The 12,118-nt window shown below is 59.3% G+C and carries 10 protein-coding genes; 1 reads left to right on the top strand and 9 read right to left on the bottom strand.

Features of this window, described 5'->3' with window-relative positions; all coding sequences use genetic code 11:
• The first annotated feature begins 108 nt into the window (after positions 1-108).
• Positions 109-1,410 (top strand): OprD family porin, encoded by a 1,302-nt coding sequence (locus PSH79_RS14645; protein WP_305437996.1) that lies wholly within the window; start codon positions 109-111, stop codon positions 1,408-1,410.
• 178 nt (positions 1,411-1,588) lie between these two features.
• Here the strand turns inward: PSH79_RS14645 and PSH79_RS14640 are convergent, their stop codons facing one another.
• The 9 genes from PSH79_RS14640 to PSH79_RS14600 form a co-directional block, all read right to left on the bottom strand.
• A complete protein-coding gene (locus tag PSH79_RS14640; RefSeq protein WP_305437995.1) occupies positions 1,589-2,209 on the bottom strand; it encodes a hypothetical protein in 621 nt (206 codons plus the stop codon).
• Between the two features lie 45 nt (positions 2,210-2,254).
• The gene (locus PSH79_RS14635; RefSeq protein ID WP_305437993.1) at positions 2,255-3,193 is read right to left on the bottom strand and encodes a carbohydrate kinase; all 939 of its coding nucleotides are present in this window, start codon (positions 3,191-3,193) and stop codon (positions 2,255-2,257) included.
• 13 nt (positions 3,194-3,206) lie between these two features.
• Positions 3,207-4,703, bottom strand: a complete 1,497-nt coding sequence (xylB, locus tag PSH79_RS14630; RefSeq protein ID WP_305437991.1) for a xylulokinase — start codon at positions 4,701-4,703, stop codon at positions 3,207-3,209.
• Positions 4,704-4,858: 155 nt separating this feature from the next.
• On the bottom strand, positions 4,859-6,331 hold the full coding sequence (locus PSH79_RS14625; protein ID WP_305437989.1) for a mannitol dehydrogenase family protein: 1,473 nt from the start codon (positions 6,329-6,331) through the stop codon (positions 4,859-4,861).
• An 18-nt stretch (positions 6,332-6,349) separates the two neighbouring features.
• Positions 6,350-7,453: an ABC transporter ATP-binding protein gene (locus PSH79_RS14620; RefSeq protein ID WP_305437988.1), complete on the bottom strand. Its 1,104-nt coding sequence runs from the start codon at positions 7,451-7,453 to the stop codon at positions 6,350-6,352.
• A gap of 165 nt (positions 7,454-7,618) precedes the next feature.
• Positions 7,619-8,449, bottom strand: coding sequence for a carbohydrate ABC transporter permease (locus PSH79_RS14615; protein WP_305437986.1), 831 nt, complete (start codon positions 8,447-8,449; stop codon positions 7,619-7,621).
• Positions 8,450-8,457: 8 nt separating this feature from the next.
• Positions 8,458-9,384, bottom strand: coding sequence for a carbohydrate ABC transporter permease (locus PSH79_RS14610; RefSeq protein WP_305437984.1), 927 nt, complete (start codon positions 9,382-9,384; stop codon positions 8,458-8,460).
• 153 nt (positions 9,385-9,537) lie between these two features.
• On the bottom strand, positions 9,538-10,848 hold the full coding sequence (locus PSH79_RS14605) for a sugar ABC transporter substrate-binding protein (protein ID WP_305437983.1): 1,311 nt from the start codon (positions 10,846-10,848) through the stop codon (positions 9,538-9,540).
• A gap of 342 nt (positions 10,849-11,190) precedes the next feature.
• Positions 11,191-12,096: an AraC family transcriptional regulator gene (locus PSH79_RS14600; RefSeq protein ID WP_305437982.1), complete on the bottom strand. Its 906-nt coding sequence runs from the start codon at positions 12,094-12,096 to the stop codon at positions 11,191-11,193.
• Between the last annotated feature and the right edge of the window lie 22 nt (positions 12,097-12,118).

Raw genomic sequence — 12,118 nt, 5'->3', positions numbered from 1 at the left:
CTCACCCCTGCGTGTTCACTTCCTCTCGGCTCAATTTTGACCCGGGACGGGAGCTATTTTTCTGGCTTATTGCGCGTGTGCGCAAACGCTGCATTGTTGGAGTTTTTGATGCGTCCCCCATTCCCCCTCATCACCCCGCGCCTGTCATTGGGCTTCGGAACCTTTGTGCTGTGCGCCGGTTTTAACGCGCAGGTTCAGGCCAGTGGATTTCTTGAAGACACCACCGCGAAAATCGAATCGCGCACGGTGTATTTCAACCGCGACTTTCGTGATGGGCACACTTCCAACGACCAGGGTGCATCCAAGCGCGAAGAGTCGGCACAGGGCTTCATTCTCAATCTGCAATCGGGTTACACCGAGGGCACTGTGGGCTTCGGTATCGATGCGCTGGGCATGCTCGGCTTCAAGCTCGATTCCAGCGCCGACAGCAGCAACAGCGGGTTGCTGCCTTCCAGCGGGCAGGACCCGCGCGGTTCGAAGGATCAGTACGCAAAACTGGGGCTGACCGCCAAGGTGCGCGTCTCCGATACGGTGCTCAAATACGGCGCGCTGCTGCCGGATCTGCCGTTGCTCAAGTACAACGACGGGCGTTTGCTGCCGACCATGTTCAACGGCGCGATGCTGACCTCTAAAGAGGTGAAGGACCTGACGTTTATGGCGGCGCGTCTGGACAAGTACACCGCGCGTGATTCCACCGATTCCCAAGACATCCGCGTGCACTGCAAGAACAAGCGCTACGCGTGTAACACCACTGCCGACCATTTCGACATGTACGGCTTTGACTACAAGATCAATGATCGTTTGACTGCGCAGTATCACTACGCTGAGCTGGAAGACATCTACCGTCAGCACTTCGTCGGTTTGTTGGCCAATCAGCCGTTGGGCAATGGTGTTTTGAAAGCTGACCTGCGGGTGCTTAAAAGTGCCGACAGTGGCGATGCAAAGGCCGGGGCCATCGACAACCGCGCGTTGAGCGGCATGCTGTCCTACGCCATCAGCGGCCACACCTTCAGTGGTGGTTGGCAGCGCATGAACGGCGACAATTCAATGCCGTACCTCGATGGCAGCAATCCGTATCTGGTCAACTATGTGCAGGTCAACGACTTCGCGGCGGCGCAGGAGCGCTCCTGGCAGTTGCGTTATGACTACGACTTCAAGGCGATCGGTATCAATGGCCTGAGCTTCCTCACCCGTTACGTGAACGGTGACCACATCAAGGTGTTGGGCAGCGATCAGGAAGGTAAAGAGTGGGAACGCGACAGTGAGTTGAAGTACGTGATTCAGACGGGCACGTTCAAGGATGTGAGCTTGCGTTTGCGTAATGCGACTTACCGGACGAACTATGAAAAGTTCGCCCGGGACGTGGATGAGACCCGGTTGATTGTGAGTTACAACTTTTCGGTGTTGTAGCCGTTGGACGTTTAGCGTCTGAACGGACGCTATCGCTAGCAGGCTAGCTCCCACAAGGAGGACGGCGTAACACACTAACCCTATGCAGGAGCTGCCGCAGGCTGCGATCTTTTGATCTTGTTTGTGAAAATCAAAGTCAAAAGATCGCAGCCTGCGGCAGCTCCTACAGGGGGCCGTGTTATAGCCAATGCCAGAAGCGGCTCCAGAAACCTCGGTTGAGGTCTTCCTTGCACCCGGCATATTGCTGGGCATACAGGTCGGAGCGATTCTGCACCTTGCGCGCCGTCGGCATCAGCCAGGCTTTGGCGGCGTAAGTCTTGTTGCGATAGCCGCCCCAGCCCTCGTGGTAGTTGAGGTACTGGCCATAGGCGTCGTATTTGTAGACGCCATTGATCGACGTGGTTTTGTCCATGTACCAACCGACGAAGTCGATGGCGTCGTCGAAGTCTTCGCGGTCGGCCCAGTTTCTGCCGGTGCTTTTCTGATAGTCGGACCAGACTTCATCCTTGGCCTGCGCATAACCCGAAGCGGTCGACACCCGGCCCCATGGAATCACCCAGAGCAGGTATTTGCGCGGGGTCTTGGCGTCGTAGCGGTAGCCGGACTCCTGATACATGATCGCGAACGGCACCTGGATCGGTACGCCCCAGCGTTTTTGTGTGACTTGCGCGGCGTCGTACCAGTCGCTCTTTTCGCGGAAGATTTCGCAGATGTTTTCCGGCGAGCGGGGCGGCGAGGTGCCGCACCCCGTCAACAGCGCCGCGAGTATCAGTAGTCCAACCGTCTGCCCTGAATTCAAAAGCCGTCATCCCGTCATGCGCAAAAAGGGCGACAGTCTACGCGCTCAGGTCAATTGGTGACGATAGGGCAAATCCGGACCGGTCTTGCTGCAGGTCAGCGCTGCGGCTTGTACGGCGAACTTGAGCATGCCGTCGATCTGCTCACGACCGAGTTGCTGCACGCCTTCGACGGAGTCCAGACCGTGTTCGGTCAGCCAGGTGATCAGTGCGGCCTGAAAGGTATCGCCGGCGCCAACGGTATCGGCGATCTTCACCGAACAGGCCGGCACCGACCATGAGCCATGGGCGCGACTGAACACGGTTGCGCCTTCGCCGCCACGAGTGAGGAATACGACTTGGCAGCGATGCTCCAGCCAGCCGTCGATGACGCGCTGCGGATCCTGTTCGGGAAAGAGCAGGCTCAAGTCTTCGTCGCTGACTTTGATCATGTCCGCCAGTTGCACCAGCGTGGCAATCCGCTCGCGCCACAGGTCGATATTCGGCTCGGGATTGAGGCGCACGTTGGGGTCGAGGGTGATCAGGCGTTTGCCGCTTTCACGCTGGACCAAGGCGAGCAGGGTGTCGGCAATCGGCTGCACCACCAATGAATAGGAACCGATGTGCAAACCGCGCACCTCTGAGCCCAGCGACGGCAAATGGCTCAGATTCAGCTGCCGATCCGCACAGCCTTCACCGCGAAAGCTGTAGTGCGGCGAGCCGTTGGCACCGACGGCGACCATCGCCAGCGTGGTCGGCGCGGCGAAATCCACCAGATAGTCCGGCCGTACGCCTTCTTCCTTCAGGACTTGCTGCAAGCGGCGGCCGAGGTAGTCGGTGGACAGGCCGGCGAACAATGCCGACTCCACGCCCAAACGGCGCAACCCCACCGCGACGTTGAACGGCGAGCCGCCGGCAATCGCCTTGAAATTCACGGTCGAAGCCAAACCGCTGGCATCGTCTTCGCTGAAAAAATCAAACAGGGCTTCGCCACACACCAAATACATAATTGTTTGCTCTTTATAGGGTTGCGACATGCTGTTGATAGCGTTCATAAGCCTGCTGAAACGCCGCGACGTTGGCGGCGATCGGCAGGGTTTCACTGTTCAGGTCGAGTTTCACGCAGCGCTGGCACAGTTCGGCCAGCGTGTCTTCGTGGCCGTTCGACCAGGATTTGCACCACGCTGCTTGAATCGCTGCGCCAAGGGCAGCGGCTTCGCTTTGTTCGGTGCAGATCACGGGCGTGTTCATGATGTCGGCGACGATCTGTCGCCACACCGCGCTTTTCGAACCGCCGCCGATCAGGCAAATGCTGCGGCTTTGTAAACCATTCTGGCGGAGCAAATCCAGTCCATAACGCAGGCCGAAGGTGGTGCCTTCGACGGCGGCCCGGCACAGGTTGGCCTGGGTCAGATTATCCAGCGTCAAACCGTGCAGGCTGCCGGTGGCATGGGGCAGGGCGGGAACGCGTTCGCCGTTGAGGAACGGCAGCATGCTCACGCCTTCGGCACCGATCGGGGTCTGCGCGACGAGGTCGTTGAATTGGTCGAGATCGAGGTCGAACAGGTCGCGAATTGCGCCGGTGGCGTTGGTCAGGTTCATCGTGCAGATCAGCGGCAGCCAACCGCCGCTGGCGGAGCAGAAGGTCGCGACTGAGGCGTCCGGGCTGACTTTCGGCGCGTCGGCGTAGGCGTACACGGTACCGGAAGAGCCGAGGCTCATGGTGATCGCACCGGGTTGAATATTGCCGGTGCCGATGGCGCCCATCATGTTGTCGCCGCCGCCGCTTGCAACCAGTGCGTTGCGGTTGATGCCGAGGTGCTCGGCGATGGCGGGCAGGATCGTGCCCACCGCCTCGTGTGCATCAATCAGCTCCGGCAGCGCCGCTTGCAGGCGGCCGCTGGTGTCGATGTCGCGCAGCAGCTGCAAATCCCACTGGCGCGTGCGCACGTTGAAATAGCCGGTGCCGGACGCATCGCCATACTCGCTGCACGCACGGCCGGTGAGCCAGAAATTGAGGTAATCGTGGGGCAGCAGGATGCGGGCGATACGTGAGAAGACGTCCGGATGCTGCTCTTTGGTCCACAGCAGTTTGGAGACGGTATAACCGGGCGCGATGACCACGCCGAGGCGTTCCAGCGACCCTGTTTCGCCGCCCAGGTGGTTGAGCAGTCGTTCGTTTTCGGCAGTGGTTTCGGTGTCGCACCAGAGCTTGGCCGGGCGCAGTACTCCGCCTTGATCGTCGAGCAGTACCAGGCCGTGCTGCTGACCGGAAACGCCAACGCCAAGGATCGACTGGCCGTCGACATTCGCCGCCACCAGCGCGTTGCGGGTGGCGAGGGCGAAGGCTTCCAGCCATTGATGCGTGTCTTGTTCGCGGCGGCCATTGGCACCACTGATCATCGTGTGCGCAGCGGCGCCCTGGCCGAGCACCTGACCATTGGCGGCGTCGAGGATGATCGCTTTGGTGCCTTGGGTGCCGCAGTCGATACCGAGGAAGAGTTGTCGGGTGGTCACAGTGAGATCCTCAGGGTGTCAGGTCAATCCGGTTGCAGCTAATCGCTGGCAAGCCAGCTCCCACAGGTTTTTGGGTGTACTCAAATGTGTAAGCAACCGGGAACCTTGTGGGAGCTGGCTTGCCAGCGATGGCGTCAGTGGTTGCGCCGCAACGCTCAGACGAGAATCTGCTGCAAAGTGCGCGTCACACCCTCTTCGCGCAAGCTGTTGTAGCACCACTCAAACGCCGCCACAAACTCGGCTGAACGAGGAATCGCTGTACCGAAAATTTCCTCTACCCCCAGCAACCGCTGGGTGATCACCGCATCATCGGCCACCAACGCCTGACAGAACGTTGCCCGCGGATCCGGAATCGCATAGGTGTCGCCATTCTCATCCACGCCTTTCAAGTAAAGCGCCCACGCCGCGACCACCAAGGCCGCGCGCTTGGTTTCCTGGCCATCGGCAATCAACCGATTGATCGTCGGAATGGTGAATTTGGGAAACTTCGAGGAACCATCCGAACAAACCCGCTCAAGCTGATCGGCAATCGCCTGATTGGAGAAGCGCGCCACCAGTGTGTCCTTGTACTCGGTCAGGTCGATGCCCGGCACCGGTGCCAGTTGCGGGGTGACATCCAGATCCATGTAAGCGCGCATGTAACGCACAAAGAGCGGGTCATTCATGGTTTCGTGGACAAAACGATAACCCTTCAAAAAACCCAGATACGTCAGCGCCAGATGACTGCCGTTGAGCAGTTTGATTTTCATCTCTTCGTAGGGCGAAACGTCGTCGGTGAACTGCACGCCGACCTTTTCCCACGCCGGGCGGCCATTGACGAATTTGTCTTCCAGCACCCACTGCACAAACGGTTCGCAGACCACCGGCCAGGCATCGTCGATCCCGTGTTTGTCCGCCAGTTGCAGGCGATGCGCGGTGCTGGTCATCGGCGTGATGCGGTCGACCATCGCGTTGGGGAAGCTGACGTTGGCGTCGATCCAACTGCACAGGTTGCTGTTGCGCAGCGTGGCAAACGCCAGGAGCGCCTTGCGAGTGACCGCGCCGTTGTGCGGCAGGTTATCGCAGGACATCACGGTGAACGCCGGAATGCCCGCCGCCCGGCGTTTTTCGAGGGCCGCGCACAAAAAGCCGAACACGGTTTTTGGTGCATCGGGATTGGCAAGGTCGTATTGAATCTGCGGCAAATGCGCCATGAACTCGCCGTTGCTGTCGTCGATGCAGTAACCGCCCTCGGTGATGGTCAGCGAGACGATACGAATCTGCGGATCGGCGAGTTTGTCGATCAAGGCCTGCGCACTGTCCTCGGCCAGCAGCATGTCGCGGATCGCACCGATCACGCGCACTTCGGTGTCGTCGCTGTCACCGAGTTCGAACAGGGTGAACAGGTAATCCTGCTCCTTCAAGTCATCGCGGGCGCGGCGGTCTTCGGCGCGCAGGCCTACCCCGCAAATCGCCCAGTCCAGCGCTTCGCCGGTATTCATCAAGGCATCGGTGTAATAGGCCTGATGCGCGCGATGGAAGCCACCGACGCCAATGTGCGCGATGCCCTGACGGGTGTCGCTGAGGCTGTAGGCCGGCAGTTTCACTTCTGGGGCGAGGCGGTTGAGGTTCTGTTTATTCAGTTTCATTGGGCAAGTCTCGAAAAATCAGGCCGCAGCACGCAGGGGACGGGTCAGCGCCACGCCTTCGGCATCGAACAAGTGGCAGTGGGCGGCGTCCAGATACAGATTCAGTTGCTCGCCATAACGACTCGCCAGATCACCGCGCACGCGCATGGTCAGGGCCTCGCCGGCGTTGGTCTTGACGTGGCAGAAAGTGTCGCTACCCAGGCGTTCGCTGACGTCGGCGGTGACTTGCAGAGTGCAGTCCCCGGCTTGTGCCAGCTCCAGATGTTCCGGGCGGATGCCCAGGGTTACGGCGCTGCCGAGGCTCAGGTGGGCGGCGTTGAAGGGAAGAGTGATCCGCGTGCCGGCGTCCAGCGCGACTTCGCAGGTTTGGCCATCGACCCGGGCGATCTTGCCCTTGAGGAAGCCCATCTTCGGCGTGCCGAGGAACCCGGCGACGAACAGGTTGGCCGGGTTGTGATACAGGTCCAGCGGAGAGCCGACCTGTTCGATTTTGCCGCCATTGAGCACCACGACTTTGTCAGCCATGGTCATCGCCTCCACCTGATCGTGGGTCACGTAGATCATGGTCGCTTGAAGGTCCTTGTGCAGGCGCAGCAGTTCCAGGCGCATCTGCACCCGCAGTGCGGCGTCGAGGTTGGACAGCGGTTCGTCGAAGAGGAAGATTTTCGGATTGCGCACAATGGCACGGCCGATGGCGACACGCTGGCGCTGACCGCCGGAGAGCTGCTTCGGTTTGCGCTCAAGCATCGGCCCCAGCTCAAGGATGCGTGCGGCTTCGCCGACCTTTTTCTCGACTTCAGCTTTCGGCACGCCGGCCAGATCGAGGGCGAACGACATGTTCTTTTTTACGGTCATGTGCGGATACAGCGCGTAAGTCTGGAACACCATCGCCAGATCCCGCTTGGCCGGGCTGACTTCAGTGATGTCGCGGCCATCGAGTTCGATGGTGCCGCCGCTGACTTCTTCCAGGCCGGCGATCAGGCGCAGCAGGGTGGATTTGCCGCAGCCGGAGGGGCCGACGAAGACCACGAATTCCTTGTCGTTCACCTCAAGGTCGATGCCCTTGATGATGGAAAAACCTTCGAAGCCTTTTTGCAGATTCTTGATTTTCAGGTTGGCCATGAGGATGGGCCTCCGCAATTTATTATTCAGTTGAACCGGATCGGCTTTTCTGTGGGAGCGAGCCTGCTCGCGAAAGCGGTGGCTCAGGCACCCTTTGCACCGGATGTGCCGACGCCTTCGCGAGCAGGCTCGCTCCCACAAGGGAATGTGCTGGGTTCGGGATATTCATTTCACGGCGCCGAACGACAGGCCGCGCACCAGTTGTTTCTGGCTGATCCAGCCGAAGATCAGGATCGGCGCACAGGCCAGGGTCGAGACCGCCGACAACTTGGCCCAGAACAATCCTTCGGGGCTTGAATACGAGGCGATCAGCGCGGTCAGTGGCGCGGCTTTCGAGGAAGTCAGGTTCAGCGACCAGAAGGCCTCGTTCCAGCACAGGATCAGCGACAGCAACACAGTCGAGGCAAGACCACCCTTGGCGATCGGCAGCAGCACACGGACCATTTCCTGCCACAGCGTGGCGCCGTCGAGGCGGGCGGCTTCGAGGATGTCTTTGGGGATGTCCTTGAAGTAGGTGTAAATCATCCAGACCACGATCGGCAGGTTGATCAGCGTGTAGATCACGATCAGTGAAATGCGCGTGTCGAGCAGGCCGAAACTCTTGGCCAGCAGATAGATCGGCATCAGCACGCCCACCGGCGGCAGCATCTTGGTCGACAGCATCCACAGCAGCGTGCCTTTGGTGCGCTGGGTTTCGTAGAACGCCATCGAGTAGGCCGCCGGCACTGCGATCAGCAGGCACAGGGCTGTGGCGCTGAAGGAAATCACCACCGAGTTCCAGGCAAAACTGAAGTAGTCGCTGCGCTCGTTGATGTGCAGGTAGTTCGCAAGCGTCGGCGTGAAGATGAACTGCGGCGGCGTGGCGAAGGCGTCGATTTCGGTTTTGAAACTGGTCATCACCATCCAGAAGATCGGGAAGAAAATCACGATCGCGATGGCCCAGGCCAGGGTGCCGAGCAGCAGGCTTTGCAGCCGGCGGGATTGTTGAAGAGTCATGGCGGGCCTCAGGCTTTGTCAGTCAGGTTTTTGCCGATCATCCGCACCAGAATGATCGCGGCGATGTTGGCGATGACCACGGCAATCAAGCCGCCCGCCGATGCCATGCCGACGTCGAACTGCACCAGCGCCTGGTTGTAGATCAGGTAGGCGAGGTTGGTCGAGGCGTAGCCAGGGCCACCGTTGGTGGTGGTGAAGATCTCGGCGAACACCGACAGCAGAAAGATCGTTTCGATCATCACCACCACGGCAATCGGCCGGGCCAGGTGCGGCAGGGTCAGGTGCCAGAAAATCGCGATCGGGCCAGCGCCGTCCAGGCGTGCCGCTTCCTTCTGTTCCTGGTCGAGAGACTGCATGGCGGTCATCAGGATCAGGATCGCGAACGGCAGCCATTGCCACGAGACAATGATGATGATCGACAGGAGCGGGTAGTGCGCCAGCCAGTCCACCGGTTGTGCGCCGAACAGCTTCCAGATGTAGGCGAGGATCCCCGAGACGGGATGGAAAATCAGGTTCTTCCAGATCAGCGCGCCGACCGTGGGCATGATGAAAAACGGCGAGATCAGCATGACCCGCACGATGCCGCGACCAAGGAATTCACTGGCTTCAAGCAGAGCGCTGATCAACACGCCGAACACCACGCTGATCAGCAACACACTGCCGACCAGCAACAGGGTGTTGGTGGCACCCGGCATGAAGCCGGAGTCGGTCAGGAAGTACGTGAAGTTCTCAAACCCGACGAACTCGTTTTCACCAGGGTTTAGCAGGTTGTAGCGGATCATCGAAAAGTAAATGGTCATGCCCAGGGGCACGATCATCCACAGCAGCAACAGGGCCACTGAAGGGCTGACCAGAAACCAGCCGGGATTGGCCACACGGTTTTTGCGCTGTGGCTGGGCGAGGTCGATCTGGGCTTTGGCAGTTGAAGTATTCATGGTGATCACAACCGAGTCATACAGACCTATGAAGATTCCATGTGGGAGCGAGCCTGCTCGCGAAAGCGGTGGATCAGAGCCATGTGTATTGGCTGGTACGACGCCTTCGCGAGCAGGCTCGCTCCCACAGGGGGCAGGAGTGAGCTTTACGGATTACTTGGGATAACCGGCGCGCTTCATCTCGCGTTCGGTGGTTTGCTGCGCGGCGGTGAGCGCCTGATCGACCGTGGTCTGGCCGATCAGCGCTGCCGAGAACGACTTGCCGACCTGGGTGCCAATGCCCTGGAATTCAGGAATGGTCACCAGTTGAATGCCGATGTAAGGCACCGGTTTCAATGTCGGTTTGCTCGGATCCGCCGCTTTGAGCGACTCCAGCGTCACCTTGGCGAACGGCGCAGCGCTCATATAGGCATCGCTGTAGGTCGAAGCACGGGTGCCTGGCGGTACGTTGGCGATACCGTCGGTTTTGGCCACCAGTTCACCGTACTCCTTGGAGGTCGCCCAGGCGCTGAAGGTTTTGGCTGCGTCCTTGGCCTTGGAGCTGGTCGGAATCGCCAGTGCCCACGAATACAGCCACGCCGAACCTTTGTCGGTGACCTGATGCGGTGCGAAAGTGAAGCCGACGTGCTCGGCGACCTTGCTCTGGGTCTTGTCGGTGACGAACGAGCCGGCGACGCTGGCATCGACCCAGATCGCGCACTTGCCGCTGTTGAACAGCGCCAGGTTCTCGTTGAAACCATTGCTGGACGCACCCGGCGGGCCGGATTTCTTCATGGTGTCGACATAGAAGTTCAGCGCGTTTTTCCACTCGGGACCGTTGAATTCCGGCTGCCATTTTTCATCGAACCAGCGTGCACCGTAAGCATTGGCGACGGTGGTGATCAGCGCCATGTTCTCGCCCCAACCGGCTTTGCCACGCAGGCAGATGCCGTACTGTTCCTTGTCTTTGTTGGTGAGTTTTTCGGCGAATCCGGCGATCTGTTCCCAGGTCGGCCGCTCTGGCATGGTCAGCCCGGCGTCCTTGAACAGGTCGGTGCGATAGTAGGTGATCGAGCTTTCGGCGTAGAACGGCAGGGCGTACAGCGAACCCTTGACCGACAGGCCTTCACGCACAGACGGGAATACATCGTCGAGGGCGTAACTGACCGGCAGATCCTTCATCGGTTCCAGCCAACCCTTGCCCCCCCACAGTGCGGCTTCGTACATGCCGATGGTCAACACATCGAACTGGCCGCCCTGGGTGGCGATGTCGGTGGTCAGGCGTTGACGCAGGACGTTTTCTTCGAGCACCACCCAATTGAGCTTGATGTCCGGGTGCTCGGTCTCGAAGGTTTTCGAGAGCTTTTGCATACGGATCATGTCGCTGTTGTTGACGGTGGCGATGGTCAGGGGCTGGGCGCCAAGGCTGACGCTGCTGAGAGTCATGCAGGTGAGGGCAAGCAGAGCTTTTGCAGTGGGTTGCATCGTGCACTCCTTTTCTGAACCCGAAGGGGCAGAAGGACAGTTATTGTTTTTGTGTCTTCCTGTGCCAGGAAGAATGTGCACTGATTACAGCGTTCAATCGACGGACTGACAAATCATCCGTCGCACTTCGGTTGATACTTTTTTGCACTTGGCTTTGCGCGGAGAAACGCAGGGAAGGGGTTTTCAGAGCAGAGGTGATATCGGTTACGTATAGGTTTTCGATGCAGACAGATCAAAACTGCGGGAGCTGGCGTGCCAGCGATGGCGGTGGGTCAGTCGATGGAGATGCAGATCGTGCCGGCCCCATCGCTGGCAAGCCAGGTGCCACAGTGGGTAGTAGTTTTAGGTGTGGTTCTGCTCAGTGAGGCGTTGCACAGCGAGTCGCCGATAATGCGAAGGCGTCATGCCCTTAAGTTGCTGAAACCTTCGATTGAAGTTGGAAATGTTGTTGAAGCCCGATTCGAAACACACATCTGTCACTGGTTTGTCGCCATCGGCCAGCAGCTCGCAGGACTTGCTGATGCGCAAGCGATTGACGAACTCGATGAAGTTGCGCCCGGTCGCCTGTTTGAACACGCGGCTGAAGTAAGTCGGCGTCATACCCAGATGCTCGGCGACTTCCTCCAGTGAGATATCCCGGGCGTAGTGGCTGAAGATGTAGTCAACCGCGCGGTTGGTACGGTCGATATTGTGCTCGTCGGCCAGTTGCGGCGTGGTGGCGCCGGACAGCAACTGGAAATCGTCACTGGCTGCGAGCAACTCCATCAGGATGAAAAAGTGCCCGAGCCGGGTAATGCCGCGGCTGTCGGCAATGCGCTGCATCAATGTCATGGCCTGGCGGATCGTTTGCTTGCAGCGGAACTCGATGCCGTACTGCGCACGCTCCAACAGCGGAGCCAGGGTTTTCAGTTCAGCGAACACCTGATGGCCACTTTCGAACAATTCATCCGTGAAGTTGACCAACATGTCGCGCTTTTCCACCACTTCGTCTTCGGCCACCTGACTGATCCAGTTGTGCGGCAGATTAGGCCCGGTGAGGAACAGCGTTTCGGGATAGAAGTTGCCGATGTAATCGCCGATGAACACCTTGCCAGAACTGGCGACGATCAGGTGCAGTTCGTACTCCTTGTGAAAATGCCAGCGCACCAGTGGGCAGGGGAAGCCGTGCTGGCGGTAGATGATGGACAACCCGTTGTGGTCATCCATCAACTCATAGGAGGGATCGGTCACGCGAGCGGTGCGGGTCATGTCAGGCAGCTTCTTTTTGTTG

This window comes from Pseudomonas sp. FP2196 (assembly GCF_030687715.1).
GTDB lineage: Bacteria > Pseudomonadota > Gammaproteobacteria > Pseudomonadales > Pseudomonadaceae > Aquipseudomonas.
This window is presented reverse-complemented; position numbering and strand designations above follow the sequence as displayed.